General features: G+C 72.7%; 17 protein-coding genes, 1 tRNA gene and 1 other RNA gene. 12 read left to right on the top strand and 7 right to left on the bottom strand.

Annotation, left to right across the window (positions count from 1 at the left end):
- Positions 1-100 precede the first annotated feature (100 nt).
- Positions 101-185 (bottom strand) — tRNA-Ser (locus tag ACFYPD_RS05185).
- Positions 186-267: 82 nt separating this feature from the next.
- On the opposite strand from ACFYPD_RS05185, the gene ffs reads away from it, so the two are divergent.
- The 9 genes from ffs (at position 268) to ACFYPD_RS05140 (ending at position 10620) form a co-directional block, all read left to right on the top strand.
- An RNA gene (gene ffs, locus ACFYPD_RS05180) (signal recognition particle sRNA small type) lies at positions 268-358 on the top strand.
- Between the two features lie 107 nt (positions 359-465).
- A complete protein-coding gene (locus ACFYPD_RS05175; RefSeq protein ID WP_387109018.1) occupies positions 466-3303 on the top strand; it encodes a DNA polymerase III subunit gamma and tau in 2838 nt (945 codons plus the stop codon).
- Positions 3304-3411: 108 nt separating this feature from the next.
- Positions 3412-3720 (top strand): YbaB/EbfC family nucleoid-associated protein, encoded by a 309-nt coding sequence (locus ACFYPD_RS05170; protein ID WP_217809865.1) that lies wholly within the window; start codon positions 3412-3414, stop codon positions 3718-3720.
- 7 nt (positions 3721-3727) lie between these two features.
- On the top strand, positions 3728-4321 hold the full coding sequence (gene recR / locus ACFYPD_RS05165; protein WP_387109016.1) for a recombination mediator RecR: 594 nt from the start codon (positions 3728-3730) through the stop codon (positions 4319-4321).
- Positions 4322-4654: 333 nt separating this feature from the next.
- Positions 4655-6325, top strand: coding sequence for an ABC transporter substrate-binding protein (locus ACFYPD_RS05160; protein ID WP_387109014.1), 1671 nt, complete (start codon positions 4655-4657; stop codon positions 6323-6325).
- A 103-nt stretch (positions 6326-6428) separates the two neighbouring features.
- Positions 6429-7436 (top strand): ABC transporter permease, encoded by a 1008-nt coding sequence (locus tag ACFYPD_RS05155; protein WP_387109013.1) that lies wholly within the window; start codon positions 6429-6431, stop codon positions 7434-7436.
- On the top strand, positions 7433-8473 hold the full coding sequence (locus ACFYPD_RS05150) for an ABC transporter permease (RefSeq protein WP_387109012.1): 1041 nt from the start codon (positions 7433-7435) through the stop codon (positions 8471-8473). Before ACFYPD_RS05155 ends, ACFYPD_RS05150 begins: the two co-directional genes overlap by 4 nt.
- A 57-nt stretch (positions 8474-8530) precedes the next feature.
- The gene (locus ACFYPD_RS05145) at positions 8531-9517 is read left to right on the top strand and encodes an ABC transporter ATP-binding protein (RefSeq protein WP_387109010.1); all 987 of its coding nucleotides are present in this window, start codon (positions 8531-8533) and stop codon (positions 9515-9517) included.
- Positions 9514-10620, top strand: a complete 1107-nt coding sequence (locus ACFYPD_RS05140) for an ABC transporter ATP-binding protein (RefSeq protein WP_387109009.1) — start codon at positions 9514-9516, stop codon at positions 10618-10620. The genes ACFYPD_RS05145 and ACFYPD_RS05140 overlap by 4 nt, the downstream gene beginning before the upstream one ends.
- Before the next feature lie 60 nt (positions 10621-10680).
- Here ACFYPD_RS05140 and ACFYPD_RS05135 read toward each other — a convergent pair whose 3' ends face one another.
- Both ACFYPD_RS05135 and ACFYPD_RS05130 read right to left on the bottom strand, forming a co-directional pair.
- Positions 10681-11160 (bottom strand): hypothetical protein, encoded by a 480-nt coding sequence (locus tag ACFYPD_RS05135; protein ID WP_387109007.1) that lies wholly within the window; start codon positions 11158-11160, stop codon positions 10681-10683.
- Positions 11142-11768 (bottom strand): HNH endonuclease family protein, encoded by a 627-nt coding sequence (locus ACFYPD_RS05130; protein WP_387109006.1) that lies wholly within the window; start codon positions 11766-11768, stop codon positions 11142-11144. Before ACFYPD_RS05130 ends, ACFYPD_RS05135 begins: the two co-directional genes overlap by 19 nt.
- A gap of 139 nt (positions 11769-11907) precedes the next feature.
- Between ACFYPD_RS05130 and ACFYPD_RS05125 the strand changes: the two genes are divergently transcribed.
- Complete coding sequence (locus ACFYPD_RS05125) at positions 11908-13344, top strand: MFS transporter (RefSeq protein ID WP_387109004.1); 1437 nt, start codon at positions 11908-11910, stop codon at positions 13342-13344.
- A 50-nt stretch (positions 13345-13394) separates the two neighbouring features.
- On the opposite strand, the gene leuA is transcribed toward ACFYPD_RS05125, so the two are convergent.
- Both leuA and ACFYPD_RS05115 read right to left on the bottom strand, forming a co-directional pair.
- Positions 13395-15146: a 2-isopropylmalate synthase gene (gene leuA / locus ACFYPD_RS05120; protein WP_387109002.1), complete on the bottom strand. Its 1752-nt coding sequence runs from the start codon at positions 15144-15146 to the stop codon at positions 13395-13397.
- 239 nt (positions 15147-15385) lie between these two features.
- Positions 15386-16657: an MFS transporter gene (locus ACFYPD_RS05115; RefSeq protein ID WP_387108999.1), complete on the bottom strand. Its 1272-nt coding sequence runs from the start codon at positions 16655-16657 to the stop codon at positions 15386-15388.
- A gap of 78 nt (positions 16658-16735) precedes the next feature.
- On the opposite strand from ACFYPD_RS05115, the gene ACFYPD_RS05110 reads away from it, so the two are divergent.
- Positions 16736-17722, top strand: a complete 987-nt coding sequence (locus ACFYPD_RS05110; protein ID WP_387108997.1) for a MarR family transcriptional regulator — start codon at positions 16736-16738, stop codon at positions 17720-17722.
- A 17-nt stretch (positions 17723-17739) separates the two neighbouring features.
- On the opposite strand, the gene ACFYPD_RS05105 is transcribed toward ACFYPD_RS05110, so the two are convergent.
- The gene (locus ACFYPD_RS05105) at positions 17740-18270 is read right to left on the bottom strand and encodes a nitroreductase family protein (RefSeq protein WP_387108995.1); all 531 of its coding nucleotides are present in this window, start codon (positions 18268-18270) and stop codon (positions 17740-17742) included.
- An 85-nt stretch (positions 18271-18355) separates the two neighbouring features.
- A complete protein-coding gene (locus ACFYPD_RS05100) occupies positions 18356-19138 on the bottom strand; it encodes a hypothetical protein (protein ID WP_387108993.1) in 783 nt (260 codons plus the stop codon).
- Between the two features lie 239 nt (positions 19139-19377).
- On the opposite strand from ACFYPD_RS05100, the gene ACFYPD_RS05095 reads away from it, so the two are divergent.
- Positions 19378-20643, top strand: a complete 1266-nt coding sequence (locus tag ACFYPD_RS05095) for an aspartate kinase (RefSeq protein ID WP_151462326.1) — start codon at positions 19378-19380, stop codon at positions 20641-20643.
- The last annotated feature ends 2 nt before the right edge of the window (positions 20644-20645 follow it).

Genomic DNA, 20645 nt, shown 5'->3' with positions numbered 1-20645 from the left:
GCGGCGGGCGGGGAGTCTGGCGGCGATCAGACGCCGCGTTCGCGACCCGGGGGAAACGCGAAGGGCCAGCCCCGAGCGGGGCCGGCCCTTACGTCGACGGCGGAGGATACGAGATTCGAACTCGTGAGGGTGTTAACCCAACACGCTTTCCAAGCGTGCGCCCTAGGCCTCTAGGCGAATCCTCCGCGAGCCAGGATACAGGTCCCCGACGGCCCGGCCACCCCACCACCCCCTGAAGATCCACCCCGGGTCGGGTAGGCTTGGCGGCACCCCCCGTGCGGCGTGCATCTCGTGAACCTCCCCAGGGCCGGAAGGCAGCAAGGATAAGCGGGCTCTGACGGGTGCACGGGGGGCCTTTCTGTCTCCGGGTGCCGGTAACGTCCCTGCGGGTCAGGTCACGGGGTGGTGGGTGGTCACCCGGGCCCGACCGGCGCAGAATGGCTCGGTCGAGAGGAGGCGGGACGGGTGGCACTGGCCCTTTACCGCAAGTACCGGCCCCGTACGTTCGCCGAGGTCATCGGCCAGGAGCACGTCACCGAGCCGCTGTCGCAGGCGCTGCGCAGCGGTCGGCTGAACCACGCCTACCTCTTCTCCGGCCCCCGGGGCTGCGGCAAGACCTCCAGCGCCCGCATCCTGGCCCGTTCGCTCAACTGTGAGCAGGGGCCCACCCCGGAGCCGTGCGGGCAGTGTGAGTCGTGCCGCTCGCTGGCCCCCGACGGCGGCGGGTCGATCGACGTCATCGAGATCGACGCGGCCAGCCACGGTGGCGTCGACGACGCCCGTGATCTACGGGAGAAGGCGTTCTTCGCGCCGGCCCGCAGCCGCTTCAAGATCTACATCATCGACGAGGCGCACATGGTCTCGTCGGCCGGCTTCAACGCCCTGCTCAAGCTGGTCGAGGAGCCCCCGGAGTACGTCAAGTTCATCTTCGCCACCACCGAGCCGGAGAAGGTCCTCGGCACCATCAAGTCGCGGACCCACCACTACCCGTTCCGGCTGTTCCCGCCCAAGGTGCTCCGGCCCTACCTGGAGCAGCTCTGCGAGGCCGAGGGCGTCAAGGTCGAGCCGGCGGTCTTCCCGCTGGTGGTCCGCGCCGGCGCCGGCAGCGCCCGGGACAGCCTCTCCGTGCTCGACCAGCTCATCGCCGGCGCCGGCCCGGAGGGGGTCAGCTACGCCCGGGCCGTCGCGCTGCTCGGCGTCACCGACTCCGCGCTGATCGACGAGATGTGCGACGCGCTCGCCGCCGGGGACGGCGCGGCCGCGTACGCCACCGTCGACCGGGTCGCGGAGGCCGGGCACGACCTGCGCCGGTTCGCCTCCGACCTGCTGGAGCGGCTGCGCGACCTGATCGTCCTGCAGCAGGTGCCGGACGCCGCCGCCAAGGGCCTGATCGACGGCCCCGACGACCAGATCGAGCGGATGGCCGCCCAGGCCCAGCGGCTCGGCCCGGCCACCCTGTCCCGCTGCGCCGACATCGTGCACAACGGCCTGGTCGATATGCGCGGCACCACCGCGCCCCGGCTGCTGCTGGAGCTGATCTGCGCCCGGATGCTGCTGCCCGGCGTGGACGACTCGGCCGGTGGCCTGCTCCAGCGCCTGGAGCGCATGGAGCGCCGGCTCACCCTGGGTGGCGCCGAGCCGCCGTCGGCCGCCGCCGGCTCCGCGCCGGTCGCCCCGGTCACGGAGGTACGCCCGGCGGCTCCCGCCCCGACCGCGGCTGCCGCCGCGCCCGACCCGGAGACCGCCGGCACGCCGGCGGCTGCCGGCGCCCCGACCGGGGCGGCCGCCGCCCGCGCGGCCGCCGCGGCGGCCGGTGCCCGCCCGAACCCGGCCCGCCCCGCCGACCCGGCCGCGAGCGGCCCCGCCCAGCCAGGTCCGGGCGCCCGTCCCGCGGACCGGTCCGGTTCGGCCCCACCGGCCTCGGGTGGCTCCCCGGCCGACCGTTCGTCCGGCGGCCCGACGGCCGACGGTCCGGCGTCCGGTGCTCCCGCCCGGCGTCCGGTCCCGGCCTCGGCGGTGCTGCCCGATCCGGCCACCCCCGAGCCGCCGCGCCCCGGCGCGGCCCCGGCCGGCGCGCTGGACGCCGTCGCGGTGCGGCGGGTCTGGCCCGAGGTGGTCGGCAAGGTCAATCGGAGCAACAAGCGGATCGCGGCGCTGATGCGCGACGCGGTGGTCCGCGACCTGGACGGCGACACGCTGGTGTTGACCGTGAAGTCGACCGTGCTGGCGAAGATGGTGGCCGACCACGCCGCCGTGCTCACCGACGCGCTCTACGAGGAGCTGGGCGGCCGCTGGCAGATCCGGTGCGAGGTGGCCGGCGAGCGGGGCGCGGCCTCGCTCGGCGGCCCGGCCCGTCCCTCCGGTTCGTCCCGCGCGACGTCCTCCGACACGGCCCCGGCGCGCCCGTCCGGACCGGCCGGCGCGGATGCCGCACCGGCCCGTCCGGCCGCGGGCCCGGCCCGCCCGGCCGACCCGTCCGACGCACCGGGACACCACGCCGGTGGCTCGCCCGGGGACACCGCCGGCGCGTCCGGTTCCCCGGCGAACCGTGCCGGTGGCTCGGCGGAGGGTCGGCCCGGGAACGCCGCCGGCCCGTCCGGCCCGTCCGGCGGGGCCGTCCGCGCGTCGGAGCCGGCCGGTGGCCCGGCGCGCCGGCCGGCTGGCCCGGCCGCGGGCGGGACGGCTGCCGGCGGGGACGACGACGAGGAGGACTGGCCGGAGCCGGCCCGACCGGGTGGCGCCGGACAGCCGGCGGGGAACGACGCCGCTTCGACGGCCGCCACGGGCGGGGACGACTGGCCCGAGGCCGCCCGTCCGGGCGGGGCGGCAGCCGTGGCAACGGCCACCGCGCCGGCCGCCAGTTCGACGACCGCCACCGCGCCGGGCGTCGCCGCGCCCGTCGTACCGAAGCCGGCCGGACCGCCGGGCACCGCGCCGTCGCGGGCGGGCGGTGGCACGCCGAAGAACAGCGCGATCGCGGCGGCCCGCGCGGCCGCGGCGGCGGCCGCCGCCGGTGGCGGGCCCAGCAAGGGCCCGCGGACGGCACCGGCGACCCGGAAGACCGCGGACGCCGACTGGGCCGGGGAGCCGCCCTACGACCCCGACTACGACGGGCCGGCCGGCGGCCGGTCGGCGGGCGCGGCCCCGGCGGCCTCCGCCTACGAGGGCTTCGACCCGGGCGACGAACCGCTGGACGACGTGATCGACGAGCGGACCGCCCGGCAGTCCAGCGAGGAGCAGGCGGTGCAGTTGCTCCGCGAGGCGTTCGGGGCCGAGAAGATCGACGAGGTGGACGCGCGCTGAGCGCGCGTCGACCGCTGAGGAGCAGTGCCGCCGCCCGACTAGGCTGGGTGCGGCGGATCAGACGAGTGCGAGAAGGAGCCATCCGTGCGCCCAGGTGGACAGCCGAACATGCAGCAGATGCTGAAGCAGGCGCAGAAGATGCAGCAGCAGATCGCCAAGGCGCAGGCCGAGCTGGCCGAGGCGGAGCTGACCGGCACCGCCGGTGGGGGCCTGGTCACCGCCACCGTTGCCGGCAGCGGTGAGCTGAAGGCGATCAAGATCGACCCGAAGGCGGTCGACCCGGAGGACGTGGAGACGCTGGAGGACCTGGTCGTCGCCGCCGTGCACAACGCCGCCGAGGCGGCCCGGGAGCTGACCGAGAAGAAGATGGGCCCGGTCGCGGGCGGGATGGGCGGCCTCGGCCTGCCCGGGTTCTGAGCGGCAGATGTACGAGGGTGCCATTCAGGATCTGATCGACGAGTTGGGCCGGCTGCCGGGCGTGGGCCCGAAGAGCGCCCAGCGGATCGCGTTCCACGTCCTCTCGGCGGATCCCGCCGACGTGAACCGGCTGGCCGGCGCGCTGCGCAAGGTCAAGGAGCTGGTGCGGTTCTGCACCACCTGCTACAACGTGGCCGAGTCGGAGCAGTGCCGGATCTGCCGTGACCCGCGGCGCACGGACGAGGTGCTCTGCGTGGTCGAGGAGCCGAAGGACGTCGTGGCGATCGAGCGGACCGGCGAGTTCCGCGGCCGCTACCACGTGCTCGGCGGCGCCATCAACCCGCTGGAGGGCATCGGCCCGGACAACCTGCGGATCCGGGAGCTGATGACCCGGCTGGGCGGGGGCGACGTCCGCGAGCTGATCCTCGCCACGGACCCGAACACCGAGGGTGAGGCGACCGCGACCTATCTGGCGCTGATGGTGAAGCCGATGGGCATCGCGGTGACCCGGCTGGCCAGCGGCCTGCCGGTCGGCGGCGACCTGGAGTACGCCGACGAGATCACCCTGGGCCGCGCCTTCGAGGGCCGCCGGGCGATCTGACCGGAGCGACGACCGGGCCGGCCGGTCCCGTGACAGGGGCCGGCCGGTGTCGTTCGGGCATCCGGAATGTGGGACGGGTGCGATTCGCCACGTGCGCGCCACCCGGCCGGCAACTGGCCGATTTTGCGGTGATCTGTCCGATCCCACTATCTGCTCGCGGCTGTGACAGTCCTGTTTGCGGGAGATCGGGCAGTGTCAGACCCGGCCGCTTGGTGTCGGCTTGGTAGCGATTGCCTCGCGGGCGTTCCGCATTCTGTGTGTCGTGTCATAGCCTCCCGCACACGGACTGAGTCACAGCTCGGCGTAAAGACATGCGCATGACAGAGGTGAGAGATGCAGGCGAGCAGGCTTAAAGCGGCCGTGGCCCTCGCGGCCGCTGCCGCTCTGGCGGTCGGGGCGTCCGGCTGCGCGAAGAGCGAGCGCGACGAGGACAGCGGTGGGGCGAAGACCGGCGGCACCTTCGTCTTCGCGGGCGCCGGTGACCCGAAGAACTTCGACCCGATCTTCAACGACGACGGTGAGACCTTCCGGCCGATCCGGCAGATGTACGACACCCTCGTGCAGAACAAGCCCGGCACGGCCGACCTGCAGGGTGCCCTGGCGGAGAGCTGGGAGCACGACCCCGAGGGCAAGGTCTGGACCTTCCACCTGCGCAAGAACGTGAAGTTCCACGACGGCACCCCCTTCAACGCCGCCGCGGTCTGCTTCAACTTCGACCGCTGGTTCAACATGAAGGGCGCCGCCGCCCAGTCGCAGATGATCTACTACTCGGACGTCTTCGGCGGTTTCGCCAAGAACGAGGCCGAGGGTGTGGGCAACCCGGTCTACAACAAGTGCGAGGCGAAGGACGACGGCACCGCCGTCGTCACGATGAACCAGTACAAGGGTGCCTTCCCGGGTGCCTTCGCGCTGACCGCGCTGTCGATCGCCAGCCCCGAGGCGCTGAAGAAGTACGACGCCGACACCGTGAAGCAGAACGGCGACTCCTTCGAGTACAGCGCGTTCGCCAACGAGCACCCGGTCGGCACCGGCCCGTTCACCTTCGGTGGCTGGGACAAGGCCAAGGGTGAGATCACCTTGAACCGGAACCCCGACTACTGGGGTGAGAAGGCCAAGGTCGACAAGCTGATCATCAAGATCATCAAGGACGAGAACACCCGCAAGCAGGAGCTGCGGGCGGGCACCGTCCAGGGCATCGACTTCCCGGCCCCGGCCGACCGCAAGGCGCTCGCCGGCGAGGGCTTCCAGGTCCTCGACCGCCCGGCGTTCAACATCCTCTACCTCGGCTTCAACCAGAAGAACCCGAAGCTGAAGGACCTGCGGGTGCGCCAGGCCATCGCCTACGCCCTCAACCGCCAGCAGCTCGTCCAGACCAAGGGCCCGGGTGGCACCAAGGTCGCCGACGAGTTCATGCCGGACACCGTGCTCGGCTACGCCCCGGACGTGCAGAAGTACGAGTACAACGTGGACAAGGCCAAGCAGCTGCTCAAGGAGGCGGGCGCCGAGCACCTGACGCTCAACTTCTACTACCCGACCGACGTCTCCCGGCCGTACATGCCGAACCCGCAGGAGATCTTCACCGTCCTGGCCAACGACCTGCAGGCCGTCGGCATCAAGGTCAACGGTGTGGCCCGCCCGTGGAACGGTGGCTACAAGGACGACGTGCAGCAGTTCGGCAAGCACGACCTGCACCTGCTCGGCTGGACCGGTGACTACAACGACCCGGGCAACTTCGTCGGCACCTTCTTCGGCCGCGCCAAGGTCGAGTTCGGTGACCAGGCGATGACCGAGATGTTCGACGCCATCACCAAGGCCGACGGCACGGTCGACGAGGCCGGCAAGAAGACCGCCTGGGAGCAGGTCAACCGCGACGTCGCCGCCAAGTGGCTGCCGGCCGTGCCGGTCTGGCACGCCCCGCCGGCCATCGTGGTCACCAAGGACGTCAAGGGTCTGGTTGCCAGCCCGCTGACCGACGAGCGCTTCAACACCGTCAGCGTTGGCTGAAGTCGCTACTGACCGCTGACGCCGTACGCGGAATCGGCCCGGGCCGGGCTCTCTCTCCCGGCCCGGGCCGACCCGCTGTTACCGAGAATCTGGTGTGTGAGAGATGTTGCGAGTCATAGTTCGCCGCCTGCTGCAGCTGGTGGTGACCCTGATAGGGCTGTCCGCGCTCGTCTTCGTCTGGTTGCGGAACCTCCCCGGCGGCCCGATCGAGGCGCTGCTCGGTGAGCGGGCCACGCCCGAGCGGCGCGCTCTGCTGGTCAAGGCCCTCGGCTACGACCAGCCGGTCCTGGTGCAGTACGGCAAGTTCATGCAGCGGCTGCTGAGCGGCGACTTCGGAAACTCGATCCGGAGCGGCGACCCCGTCACCGAGGTGATCGCCCGCGCCTTCCCGGCCACCATCGAACTGGCTGCGGCCGCCATGATCATCGCCATCGGGCTCGGTGTGCCGCTCGGCTACCTCGCCGCCCGGCACCGCGGCCGGCTGCTCGACAACCTGAGCATCGCCGGCACCCTGCTCGGCATCTCGATCCCGATCTTCTTCCTGGGCTACCTGCTCAAGGACGTCCTCACCCAGAACATGCACTGGTTCCCGCCCTCGGGCCGGATCAGCACCGGCGTGGACAACACCGACATCACCGGCTTCTTCGTCCTCGACGGGCTGCTCACCCGGGAGTTCGACGCCACCGCCGACGCGCTGTGGCACCTGATCCTGCCGGCGTTCACCCTGGCCACCATCCCGCTGGCGGTGATCGTCCGGATCACCCGGGCCAGCGTGCTCGACGTGCTCAACGAGGACTTCGTCCGCACCGCCGAGGCGAAGGGCCTGCGGCACAAGACCATCCGGGGTCGGCACATCCTGCGCAACGGCCTGCTGCCGGTGGTCACCACCATCGGCCTGCAGACCGGCGCGCTGCTCTCCGGCGCGGTGCTCACCGAGCGGGTCTACAACTGGGGCGGCCTCGGCACGCTGATCTACGACTCGATCAGCGGCGGTCGCGACTACCCGGTGCTCCAGGCGCTGATCCTGCTGGCCGCGCTGGTCTTCGTGGTGGTCAACCTCCTGGTCGACCTCTCCTACGCCTTCATCGACCCGAGGGTGCGTGTGCGATGAGTGATCCCATCACCCGGCCCACCGTGGGCACCCCGCGCGAGAGCGTGGACCCCTCCGCCGTCGAGGAGAAGCGCGAGGGCACCCTGCCGCGCGGCATCGACCGGCTCGGCGAGCGCAAGCGCGCCCGGCTGGAGCAGTTGGCCCAGGCCACCGCCGACAAGGGCGGCGTCAGCCTGGTCCGGGACGCGTTCCGCCGGCTGCGGCGCAACCCGACGGCGATCGTCGGCGCGTCCATCGTGGCGCTCTTCATCCTGGTCGCGATCTTCGCGCCGCTGCTCGCGCCGCACGACCCGGCGCAGCGCTTCGACGAGCTGACGAAGAACCTCACCGTCGACAACATCCCCGGGGCCAGCAGCGGGTTCCCCCTCGGCTCCGACCCGCTCGGCCGGGACTTCCTGTCCCGCATGATCCACGGCAGCCGGCAGACCCTCTTCGTCGGCGTGCTCGCCACGCTCATCGGGTTGGGCCTGGGCGTGCTGATCGGCGCGATCTCCGGCGCCTTCGGCGGCTGGGTCGACAACATCCTGATGCGCTTCACCGACGTGATGCTGGCGCTGCCGGCCCTGCTGCTGGCCATCAGCCTGGTGGCCATGGCCAGCCGGTCCAGCCAGTGGACGGTGATCCTGGCGGTGGCCATCGTCAACGTGCCGATCTTCGCAAGGCTGCTGCGCGGTTCGATGCTCGCCCAGCGCGAGAGCGACCACGTGCTGGCTGCCCGGGCGCTCGGCGTCAAGCAGGGATCGATCGTGCTGCGGCACATGCTGCCCAACGCGATGACCGCGGTGATCGTGCAGGCCACGCTCACCCTCTCCACCGCGATCCTGGAGGCGGCGTCGCTCTCCTTCCTCGGTCTCGGTGACCCCGACATCAACCGCGCCGAGTGGGGCCTGATGCTCGGCGTGGACGGTCAGCGCTACTTCGAGGTGCGGCCGGAGCTGGCCTACTTCCCGGCCGTCGCGATCATCGTGGTCGCGCTCGGCTTCACCCTGCTGGGTGAGGGCATGCGCGAGGCGATCGACCCGAAGAGCCGGCGGTGACGGCGATGTCGCGGACCAGCACGTGGCCGGCCCCGGCCGGCGAGAGGAAGTGACCCGATGAGCCTGCTCGACGTACGCGATCTGAGCGTGGTGTTCCAGCGTCGCGGTGAGCGGCCGTTCACCGCGGTCGACAAGGTCAGCTTCAGCGTGGAGCCGGGGCAGACCGTGGGCCTGGTCGGCGAGTCCGGCTGCGGCAAGAGCGTGACCAGCCTGGCGATCATGGGCCTGCTGCCCCGGCGGGGTAACAAGGTCACCGGTGAGGTCAACTTCGACGGCACCGACCTGCTCAGGCTGCGCCCGGACGACATGCGGGACCGGCGCGGCCGGGACATCGGCATGATCTTCCAGGACCCGCTGTCGTCGTTGAACCCGGTCGTGCCGATCGGCATCCAGGTGGCCGAGGTGCTGGAGCGGCACCGCGGGATGGACCGCAAGGCGGCCATGAAGGAAGCCCGCGAGCTGCTCGACGCGGTCGGCATCCCGGACCCGACGCGGCGGCTCAAGGAATACCCGCACCAGATCTCCGGCGGCATGCGGCAGCGCGCGCTGATCGCCATCGCGCTGGCCTGCAAGCCGCGGCTGCTGATCGCGGACGAGCCGACCACCGCGCTGGACGTGACCATCCAGGCGCAGATCCTCACCCTGCTCAAGCAGCTCGTCGACGAGACCGGCACCGCGCTGATCATGATCACGCACGACCTGGGCGTGGTGGCCGGCCTCTGCGACACGGTCAACGTGCTCTACGGCGGCAAGGTGGTTGAGCGGGCCGCCCGGCACGAGCTGTTCGCCCGGCCGCGGCACCCGTACACGCACGGGCTGTTGAGCTCGGTGCCGCGGCTGGACTCGCCGCGGGGCGAGCGGCTGCACGCCATCCGCGGCTCGGTGGCCGACAACATCCCGTGGGTCGAGGGCTGTGCGTTCGCCCCCCGCTGCGACAACGTGGTGGACGCCTGCCTGGAGGGCGCCCCTCCGCTCGAACCCACCGCGACCGGCGGCGACCTGCGCTGCAACAACCCCGTTTCCGAGGAGGTGGCGGTGCCGTGACCGAGTCGACCGAGCGGACCGGACCACTGGTCGAACTGCGCGACGTCAAGGTCCACTTCCCGATCAAGAGCGGCGTGCTCTTCGACCGCACCGTCGGTTACGTCTACGCCGTCGACGGCGTCTCGCTCTCCATCAACAAGGGCGAGACGTACGGGCTGGTGGGCGAGTCGGGGTGTGGCAAGTCCACCCTCGGCCGGGGCCTGCTGCGGCTGGTCGAGCCGACCGACGGCGAGATCGTCTTCGACGGCACCGACATCCGCGCGCTCAAGGGCGAGTCGATGCGCCGGATGCGCCGTCGGATCCAGATGATCTTCCAGGACCCGCTGTCCAGCCTCGACCCCCGCCAGTCGGTGGAGTCGCTGCTGGTCGAGGGGCTCAAGGCGCACGGCCTGGCCAAGGACAAGGCGGCCACCGCCAAACGGCTCCGGGAGGCGCTCGCCGCGGTCGGCCTGCCCGCCTCGGCGCTGAGCAAGTACCCGCACGAGTTCTCCGGCGGGCAGCGGCAGCGCATCGGCATCGCCCGGGCGCTGGTGCTCGACCCGGACCTGATCGTCGCCGACGAGCCGGTCTCCGCGCTGGACGTGTCGATCCAGGCGCAGGTGATCAACCTGCTGGAGGAACTGCAGAACGAGCACGGCCTGACGTACCTGATCATCGCCCACGACCTGGCGGTGGTCCGGCACATCGCCGACACGGTCGGGGTGATGTACCTCGGCGGCCTGGTGGAGGAGGCGTCCAGCGACGACCTCTACCGGGAGCCGATGCACCCGTACACGAGGGCGCTCATGTCGGCGGTGCCGGTGCCGGACCCGCAGGTGGAGGACCACCGGGAGCGGATCCTGCTCGCCGGCGACCTGCCCTCGCCGACGAACCCGCCGGCCGGCTGCCGGTTCCACACCCGTTGCCCGTGGGCCCAGCCGACCCGCTGCGCCGAGGAGCGGCCGGCGCTACGCGAGGTGCTGGGCGGGCACCGGGTGGCCTGCCACTACGCGGAGGACATCGCGGCCGGCCGGATCCGGCCGCACGAGGTGGAGCCGGAGCTGGTGCGGCCGGACGACGGCGCGGCGCCGGGCGACACCGGGGAGCTGATCCCGACCCCGTGACGTGACGACGCGAGGCCCCTTCCCCGGCCGGGGAAGGGGCCTCGTCGCGTTCGGAGTGGGTCAGCCCTCGGGGCGGTGGAGCAGGGCCACCGCGACGGTGTGCACGGCGTCCAGCGCGGCCGGGTCGGCCAGCGGCACCCGGCCGCCGGTCACCGCGTACCACTCGTCGGCGTCCTTGTACTGCACCCGCAGGGTGACCTGGCCGTCGGCGTACTCGGTGCGCAGCGTCAGGTCGCCGGTCACCACGCCGACCTCGTCGGTCATCACCCCGCCCGGGCCGGCCGTGATGTCGCTGGTCCGTTCCGGGGCTCCGGGCGCCGGCGGGGCCGCCGCGGGCGCGGTCGGGGTGGCATCGGCGGACATTCCGGCCCCGGAGACGTCGGCGGGGACGGCCGGCGTGCCGTCGGCCGTCATCCCGGCCGAGGTCGGGCCGGGCGCGGTCGCACCGCCGGCGGCCGCCGCGGCATCCTCGCCGGTGGTGTCCGGTGCGCCCTCCGGCGCCGGCGCGCCACCGGCCCCGGTCACGGCTTGTTCGCCCATGTGCAGCCCTCCAACATGTCGGTGAGGGCGGCCTTCTCGGCACTGGTCACCGTCAGCCGCCAGTAGTGCTTGACCGTCACCCAGTCCGCGGCGTACTGGCACCAGTACGACCGGTTCGCCGGCTTCCACTGGGACGGGTCCTGGTCACCCTTTGCCCGGTTGGAGCGGAGGGAAACCGCGAGGAGCTGCGGCCGGGTCAGGTCGTTGGCGAAGTCGCCGCGCTTCGAGTCGTCCCACTCGTCGGCGCCGGAGCGCCAGGCGTTGGCCAGCGGCACCATGTGGTCGATGTCCACGTCGGCCGGATCGCTCAGCGCCAGCCCGTCGTACGCACTCTCCCAGCGGCCGCCCACCACGTTGCAGCCGGAGAGCTTGATGCCCTCCCCGTCCCGTTGCAGCACGCTGTCCCGCACGTCGCAGTTCTTGCCGGTGTCCCGCCAGTGCGGGAAGCGGGTTCGGCTGTAGCCCTTCATCGACCCGGCAGCGGCGACGGTCAGCTCACCGAGCTGTTGGTCGACGTTGCCGGCGGTGCTGGGCGGCGTGTCCGGCTCGTCGACCGGCACGCATCCGGCCACGCCGAGGGCGAGCACCGCGGTGAGCGCGGCTGCCATCCCGGCTCGGGCTCCTGATCTCGTACGCACAGACGACACCTCTCCAGCTTGCGGGCTCCCGGCGAGTCCGCACAGTACCCGGCGACGGTTTCCGTGATTCGTGGCGTCGGAAGTGGAGGGCCGGGCAGAGTGGTTACCCATGACCGCACCCGCTCCCGCGCTGCGTCTCGGCACCGCCGCCGGTCGCGGCACCCTGCTCGCGGCGATCCTCGCCTCCGGCATGGTCTTCCTGGACAGCACCGTGGTCAACGTGGCGCTGCCCCGGCTCGGCGCCGAACTCGACGCCACCGTCGCCGGTCTGCAGTGGACGGTCAACGGGTACCTGCTCATGCTGGCCGCGTTCGTGCTGCTCGGCGGCGCGCTCGGCGACCGGTTCGGGCGGCGGCGGGTCTTCCTCGTCGGGGTGGTGTGGTTCGCCGTGGCGTCGATGCTCTGCGGGCTCGCCCAGGGCACCGGCTGGCTGATCGCCGCCAGGTTCCTCCAGGGCGCCGGCGGGGCGCTGCTCACCCCCGGCTCGCTCTCGGTGCTCCAGGCCAGCTTCGACCCGGACGACCGGGCCCGGGCCATCGGCACCTGGTCCGGGCTCTCCGGGGTGTCCACGGCGCTCGGCCCGCTGCTCGGCGGCTGGCTGATCGACGCGCTCTCCTGGCGGTGGATCTTCTTCGTCAACCTGCCGCTGGCCGTCGGGGTGGTGCTCGCCGCGCTGCGCTGGGTGCCGGAGAGCTGCGACGAGGCCGTCTCGCGTACCGGAGCCGGCCGGCGGTTCGACGTGGCCGGCGCGCTGCTCGGCGCGCTGGCCCTCGGCGGCGTCACGTACGCCCTGATCGACGCGCCGGCGCGGGGCGCCGGCTCTCCGGCGGTGCTGGCCGCGGCGGTGGTCGGGGTGCTCGGCGCGGTGGTCTTCGTGCTGGTCGAGCGGCGCCGCGGCGACACCGCCATGCTGCCCACCGGGCTGTTCGGCAGCCGGCTCTTCTCGGTGCTGAACATCTTCACCGTGATCGTCTACGCGGCGCTCGGCGGCTTCACGTTCTTCCTCGCCGTCTACCTGCAGAACGTGGTCGGCTGGTCGGCGCTGCTCACCGGCCTGGCCACCGTGCCCATGACCCTGCTGCTGCTGGTCGGCTCGGCGCGGGCCGGGGCGCTCGCCGCCCGGATCGGCCCCCGGCTGCCGCTCACCGTCGGCCCGGTGGTCGCCGCGGCCGGCCTGCTGCTGCTGCGCCGGGTCGGGCCGGGGGCGTCGTACTGGGTGGACGTGCTGCCCGGGGTGCTCCTGTTCGGTGCGGGGCTCACCCTGGTGGTCGCCCCGCTGACCGCGTCCGTGCTGGCCGCGGTGGCGGATCGGTTCGCCGGGGTGGCGAGCGGCTTCAACAACGCCGCCGCCCGGGCCGGCGGCCTGCTCGCGGTGGCCGCGCTGCCGCTGCTGGTCGGCCTCTCCGGCAGCGGCTACGAGCAGAAGACCGCGCTGGCCGCGGCGTTCCGTGGGGCGCTGCTCTGGTGCGCCGGCCTGCTGCTGGTCGGGGCGGTGCTGGCCGGGCTGCTGATCCACCGCCCCCGCCAGCCGCAAGCCCGGCGTTGAGGAAGAGCCCCCTGCCACGCGCGAGGCGTTGACAGGGGGCTTTCCTTCCGTCAGGCGCGGGCGCGGTTGACCGCGCTGGTGACCGCCTTGATCGAGGCGGTCACGATGTTGGCGTCCACCCCGACGCCCCAGACGGTCCGGCCGTCCACTTCGCACTCCACGTACGCGGCGGCCTGCGCGTCCCCGCCGGAGGAGAGCGCGTGCTCGTGGTAGTCGAGCACCCGTACGGCCACGCCCAGCGACTGGAGCGCGTTGACGTACGCGTCGATCGGGCCGTTGCCGACCGCGGTGAGCGGCTGGACCGCGCCGTCGTTGCCGACCCGGGCCTCGATCTCGACCTTGCCCTCGACGGTGCCGATGGCGTAGCCGGCCAGGGTGACGGCCGGGTCGACCTGGTGGTCGACCAGATAGTTGCGGGCGAAGATCTCCCACATGGTGCCCGGCTCGACCTCGCCGCCGTCGTGGTCGGTGACCTGCTGGATCACGCCGGAGAACTCGATCTGGAGGCGGCGCGGCAGGTCGAGCTGGTGCTCGGACTTCATGATGTACGCGACGCCGCCCTTGCCGGACTGCGAGTTGACCCGGATGACCGCCTCGTAGGTGCGGCCCAGGTCCTTCGGGTCGATCGGCAGGTAGGGCACGGCCCAGGTGAACTCGTCGACCGGGACCCCGGCCGCCGCCGCGTCGGTGTGCAGCGCGTCGAAGCCCTTCTTGATCGCGTCCTGGTGGGAGCCGGAGAAGGCGGTGTAGACCAGGTCGCCCGCGTACGGGTGGCGCTCGTGCACCGGCAGCTGGTTGCAGTACTCGACGGCGCGCTTGACCTCGTCGATGTGCGAAAAGTCGATCATCGGGTCGATGCCCTGGGAGAACAGGTTCAGCCCCAGGGTGACCAGGTCGACGTTGCCGGTGCGCTCGCCGTTGCCGAACAGGCAGCCCTCGATCCGGTCGGCACCGGCCAGCAGGCCCAGCTCGGCGGCGGCCACCCCGGTGCCCCGGTCGTTGTGCGGGTGCAGGCTCAGCACCAGGCTGTCCCGGCGGGGCAGGTGCCGGTGCATCCACTCGATCGAGTCGGCGTAGACGTTCGGCATGGCCATCTCGACGGTGGCCGGCAGGTTGACGATCAGCTTCCGGTCGGGAGTGGGGTCGACCACCTCGATGACCTTGGCGCAGACCTCCAGCGCGTACTCCAGCTCGGTGCCCGTGTACGACTCCGGCGAGTACTCGTAGTGGATGTCGGTGTCCGGCGTGTGGATCTCCGCGTACTTCTGGCAGAGCCGCGCGCCCGTCGTGGCGATGTCGGTGATGCCGTCCCGGTCCAGGCCGAAGACCACCCGGCGCTGGAGCGTCGACGTGGAGTTGTAGAAGTGCACGATGGCCCGGCGCGCGCCGCGCAGCGACTCGAAGGTCCGGTCGATCAGGTGCTCCCGGCACTGGGTCAGCACCTGGATGGTGACGTCCTCCGGGATCAGGTCCTGCTCGATCAGCTGCCGGACGAAGTCGAAGTCGCTCTGGCTGGCCGAGGGGAAGCCGACCTCGATCTCCTTGTAGCCCATCTGCACCAGGAGCTGGAACATCCGGCGCTTGCGCTCCGGCGACATCGGGTCGATCAGGGCCTGGTTGCCGTCGCGGAGGTCCACGGCGCACCAGCGGGGCGCGGCCTCGACGCGGCGGGTGGGCCAGGCGCGGTCCGGCAGGTCGAACCGGAACTGCTGGTGGTAGGGCAGGTAACGCTGGAACGGCATCCGGCTGGGGCGCTGCCGGGCGATCGGATCGGTCTCGGCGTCGGTGACAGGTTGAGCCATCTCGGAGTGCTCCCTGGGAACATGTGGCGTCAGCAGATCGGAAGGTGTCGGCGAGATGCCGGGCGACGGTGCCGCGGCGGTGCCGAGAAGAAGTTCGGATGTGCTGGACGGCGCGGTTCAACTCCGCGACGAGGTGCCGGCCGGTCAGGCCTCGTCGCGGCAGCGAAGGAGAAGGTACGCCCGCCACATGACAAGGTCACCCTACGTGGTGAGATCGTCGGTGGGAAGCCAGGTCCGGACTATGGGACCGGTGTCACGGCCTCCTCCGGTGCCACGGCACCCAGGCGCGGCGTCCGCCCGGCCCAGGCCACCGTGGGCACGATCGCCAGCCCGACCAGCGCGAAGACGGCCGCCGTCGGGTACCAGCCCCAGCCGCCGGTGGTCACCCCCAGGGCGGTGAGCCCCGCCGGGGCGATCAGGTACTGCAACTGCGTGCCGAGCCGGAACGCCCCCACGTACGCGCCGCGCTGGGCGGCCGGCGGCAGGGTGGCGGTGAGCCCCCAGGTGCCCGCCGACTCGACCAGCTCGGCGACGATCAGCAGCAGCGCGGCGGCCACCAGCACCACCAGGGTGAGCGTGCCCCGGGTCGCCCCGGAGATCGGCAGGACCAGGCAGAACAGGGCGATCAGCAGGGCGCCCCTGCGGGACGCCCGGGCCGCGCCCGTGGCGGTGTCGGCGCCCCGGCTGGCGCGTACCTGGAGCAGCACGATGAGGACCGTGTTGAGCAGCACCAGCCCGGCGATCACCGTCTTCGGCGCGTCGGTGTGGGTGAGGATCCAGAGCGGCAGCACCGTCAGGTAGAGCGTCTGGTGCGCGGTGAGCAGCCCGGAGAGCAGGGAGACCGCCATGAACGGCCGGTCCCGCAGCACGGCGAACCGGCTCATCGGCTCGGCCGGACGGGCCACCTCGGGCAGCCGGGGCAGCCGCCGCACGAAGAGTGCCGTCACCAGGAAGACCGCCGCGATGAACCAGACCATCCCCCGGTACGCCGCGATCGTGTCCACCGCAAGCACCAGGCCGCTGATCGCCGCACCGAGCCCGAACCCGACGTTCAGCAGCGAGCGCTGGTAGGCCATCGCGGTGACCCGCTCGGCCGAGGGCGGCGCGTTGATCGAGTAGACCTGCACGGCCACGCCCGTCGCGGCGTGCACGGCGGCCAGCGCCACCACCACGGCGAGGAAACCGGCGAAGCCGCCCACGAACGGGTAGGTCGCGAAGAGCGCCGCCTCCAGCACCAGTCCGACCGTCCAGACCAGTTGCGGTCCGTACCGGTCGGTGAGGCCGCCCAGCGGCACGGTGCCCAGCAGCGACACCCCCGCCGCGATGGACAGGCCCAGCCCGACCTGGGCGGCGCTGAGCCCGAGCGCCCGGGTGAAGAAGACGGCGCTGCCGGCCTGGAACAGGCCGTTGCCGATGGCGTAGACCATGGCCTGCACGGCCAGTGCGCGGGTCAGCCCGGCCGGCGGCACGACGTGGTGGACGGCGGTGCGGATGATCTCTCTGGCCCCCATGGCCGGTGAGTGAACCGCGCCCCCCACGTTCCGGTCGAGCCTTTTAGGCTGAGCCGAATCCTGCCTGCGGGGGTACGCGTGTCCGAGTTGCGGTTCACCCTGGCCGACGTCGCGGGAGTGCGGTTCGCCGTCTCGCCGGCCAACGAGACGGTCATGAGCATGTGGGCGCTGGCCGATCCGGCCCGCTACGCCGTGCACCTGCCCTGGATCGACCGGGCCCGGCTGACGCTGCGCCGTCCGGAGGTGGTCGCTCGGGTCCGCCCGCTGGTGGAGCTGACCCGACCGCGCCGCTGGCTGCCCGACTTCCTCACGCCGGCGGCCCGGCCGGGCCTGGAGATGACCGATCAGCTCGCGCAGATCGCCGCGACGCCGCCGGACGTGGTGGTCCAGGACCTGCTGGCGACCACTCCGCGCGGGCCGCTGAGCCCGTTCGGGCAGGCGCTCCTCGCCGACCCCCGCGGGCTGCTGCCGCAAGTCGTCGACGCGATGCGGGTCTGGTACGACGAGGCGATCGCCCCCGACTGGACGCGGATGCGGGCGCTGCTCGACGCCGACGTCGCGTACCGCGCCGCGCAGCTCGCGGAGGGCGGCGCCGGTCGGCTGTTCACGCAGCTCCATTCGAGCCTGCGCTGGTTGGGCGACCGGGTGGTCAGCGACGACCCGTTCGAGCGGGACTTCGACCTCCGCGGGCGCGGGCTGGCGCTGAACCCCAGCATCTTCGCCGACCGGCGGGTGCTGTGGAACCTGCTGGAGGACTCGCTGCCGGCCGGCGCGTACCCGGTCCGGGCGGTGGGCACGCTCTGGGAGACGGTCGAGGCGCCGCCCGGTGACGCCCTGGCCCGGGTGGTCGGCGCGGGCCGGGCCGCGTTGCTGCACCTGCTCGACGCGGCGGCCACCACCACCGACCTGGCCCGGCGCACCGGGATGTCGGGTGGGAACGTGTCGCAGCACCTGGCCGCGCTGCACGCCGCCGGGCTGGTGTCCCGGTCCCGGCAGGGCCGGCACGTCCTCTACCGCAACACCGACGCCGCGACGGTCCTGGTCCGGGCCAGCCGCGGCGGGTGACCCGACCGGTCGGGCGATCAGCCGAGGAGCAGGGCCGCGAGCGGCCGGCGGCGGCGCAGTGCGGTCTCCCGGTCCCGGAGGTCCTCGGGGAGCGCGAACGGGTCCCCGAGCCGGCCGACCGCGGCCACCACCAGGGGCCGGACCTCGACCGCCAGGTCCAGCTCGGTGGCGAGGCAGGCGCGGTCGAAGCGGGTGAGCTGGTGCACGTGCAGGCCGAGCGCGGTGGCCTGCACGGTCAGGTGGGCGACGGCCTGGCCCAGGTCGTAGGCGGCCCGTTCCGGCTCGCCGCCGGTGTGCGCGCCGACGACCAGGGCGGAGGCGTGCCGCACCCAGCGTTGGTCACCCTCGGGCAGGTTGACCAGGATGCGCTTCCACGTCTCGTTTTGCCGGTGGCCGAGCGCGAAGCGCCACGGCTGGGTGTTGCCGGCCGAGGGCGCCCAGCGGGCGGCCTCCAGCAGGGAGGTGGCCTCGTCGCCGGTCAGCTCGGCGGCCGGGTCGAAGGCGCGGGGGCTCCAGCGGAAGGCGAGCAGCGGGGTGAGGTCAGGCATGGGGTGAAGCATCCCTGATGTGCGTTTTGCCCCCGCGATCCGCCCCGGCAGATGTGGCCAAGAGCACCCGTAACGGACATCGGGGTCAGGGCGTTCCCGCGCTCGGGCTGTCGGTCGGCGACGGCGCGTCCCGGCTCACCGGCTCGCCCTCGGTGATCGGCCCGGCCAGCGGCACGGTGGCCGGCGCCGCACCGGGCTCGCCGGCCAGCTTCAGGGTGCCGAAGGCGGCCCGGACCGCGGCCGGCGTGCCGTCCGGCAGGTAGCAGTAGATCCCCACGTCCAGCGGGGCGTTCAGCGAGGCCGAGGTCGACTCGACCGAGTAGCACTCGCCGTTCACCCCGGGCAGCGGGGTGGCCGGCGAGACGGCGAGCGGGGCCCGCCGGTCGGTGAGCACGTCCAGCCAGTCGGTGAACGGGTGCTGCACCCGCGGGTCCAGCTTGCGGGGCACGGCGTCGTCGGCGTCGCCGAGGCGTACGCAGCCGGCCGGCTGCGCCCACCCGGTCGAGGGCAGGGCGCACTGGAAGAGCCCGTCACCGGTGGCGGCGAGCGAGACGTCGACCGTGCCGCCCTGCCCCCAACCGGGCACGTCCACCCGCCAGGTGCCGTCGTTCGCACTGGTCACCGCGACCGTCCGGGTGGTGCCGTCGGCCGGCTCGAAGGTGTACGTGGCGGTGAGGTGCCGGTCCTGGGCGGCGGCGGCCAGCGCGGCGAGCTCGTCCCGGGCCGCGTCCACCTCGGCCGGGACGGGGTCGGCGGTGCTGGTCGGGGCCGGGCTCGGCGGGTCGGCGGTGCAGGCGAGCAGGAGCGCGGGCAGGGTGAGCGCCAGGGCGCCGGTCAGTCGCCGGGCCGCGCGTCGGTGTGCGTGCACCGGGACATTCTGCGGTGCCGGCCGGGCTCCGGGGACCCGCCGACGGGTGTTCCGGCCGGCGTGTCGCGGGGCCGGGCCGGCGCCGGTGAGCCGCCGCACGCCGGGCCGGATGGTGGGATCACCCGATCCGGCGCCGTGCGCCGCCCGATACCCTGGGGAGGTCTGACACGCGCCGCCGGACCGAAGAAACCGGCGGCGCCGGCACGCTCAGGGTCGTCGCTGGGAGGGAGTGCACCGTCGTGGCACTCGTGGTGCAGAAGTACGGCGGGTCCTCCGTCGCCAACGCCGAGCGGATCAAGCGCGTGGCCGAGCGCATCGTGGCCGCCCGCAAGGCCGGCGACGACGTGGTCGTGGTGGTCTCCGCCATGGGAGATACCACCGACGAGCTGCTCGACCTGGCCAACCAGGTCAGCCCGCTGCCGCCCGGCCGCGAGCTGGACATGCTGCTCACCGCCGGGGAGCGGATCTCCATGGCGCTGCTCGCCATGGCCATCCACAACCTGGGCTACGAGGCCCGCTCGTTCACCGGCTCGCAGGCTGGCGTGCTCACCACCTCGGTGCACGGCCGGGCGCGGATCATCGACGTCACCCCGGGCCGCCTCAAGGGCGCGCTGGACGAGGGCGCCGTGGTCATCGTGGCCGGCTTCCAGGGCGTCTCGCAGGACACCAAGGACGTCACCACGCTGGGCCGGGGCGGGTCGGACACCACGGCCGTGGCCCTCGCCGCCGCGCTCGACGCGGACGTCTGCGAGATCTACACCGACGTGGACGGCGTCTTCACCGCCGACCCGCGGATCGTGCCGAACGCCCGGCACATCAAGCACATCACCTACGAGGAGATGCTGGAACTGGCCGCCTGCGGCGCCAAGGTGCTGCACCTGCGCAGCGTCGAGTACGCCCGGCGCGCAGGGTTGCCGATCCACGTCCGTTCGTCATACTCGACCAACACCGGCACGATGGTCACCGGATCGATGGAGGATCTTCCTGTGGAACAGGCACTGATCACCGGGGTCGCCCACGACCGCAGCGAGGCGAAGATCACCATCGTCGGGGTGCCCGACGAGCCGGGTGCCGCCGCGCGGATCTTCGACACCGTGGCCGGCGCCGAGATCAACATCGACATGATCGTGCAGAACGTGTCCACCGAGGGCACTGGCCGCACGGACATCTCCTTCACGCTGCCCAAGACCGACGGCCCGACCGCGATGGCCGCGCTCAGCAAGATCCAGGAGCAGGTCAAGTTCAAGGGCCTGCTCTACGACGACCACGTCGGCAAGGTCTCCCTGATCGGCGCCGGCATGCGCTCGCACCCGGGTGTCGCGGCCGGCTTCTTCGCCGCCCTCGGCGCGGCCGGCGTGAACATCGAGATGATCTCCACCTCGGAGATCCGGGTCTCGGTGGTCTGCCGGGACACCGACCTCGACAAGGCGGTCCGGGCCATCCACGACGCCTTCGAACTGGGCGGTGACACCGAGGCCGTCGTCTACGCCGGCACAGGGCGGTAGCG

Source organism: Micromonospora sp. NPDC005299 (genome assembly GCF_042872345.1).
Classification (GTDB): Bacteria; Actinomycetota; Actinomycetes; order Mycobacteriales; family Micromonosporaceae; genus Micromonospora.
This window is presented reverse-complemented; position numbering and strand designations above follow the sequence as displayed.